We start from the raw sequence: 267 nt of genomic DNA on the forward strand, positions 1-267 counted from the left end.
CCGGCCTGCTCGTCCTGGGGGACGCCGCGCTGGTGACCGTGCCCGACTCCCCCACGGCCGGCCTCGTCACCGCGGCCCTCCAGGGGCTCGGCCCCGACGAGTTGGCCGGGGAACTGGCGGAACCCGGCCGGCTCCGCGAGCGGCTGCCGTTCCACGACCTGCTGGGCCCCGCGCACCTGCTGTTCCTCGCGCCGGCCCTCTTCCGCCCGGCCGCGCGCACCGCCGACGTCGAGCGGGTCTCGGGCGACGACCCGGAGCTGCTCGCCC

Annotated in this window: 1 pseudogene; it reads left to right on the forward strand. The window is 79.0% G+C overall.

Going from position 1 to position 267, the window contains the following annotated elements:
* Positions 1 to 267, forward strand: a pseudogene (locus G3I40_RS23875) (GNAT family N-acetyltransferase); the annotation flags it as partial.

The organism is Streptomyces sp. SID14478, from assembly GCF_010548525.1.
Taxonomy (GTDB): domain Bacteria; phylum Actinomycetota; class Actinomycetes; order Streptomycetales; family Streptomycetaceae; genus Streptomyces.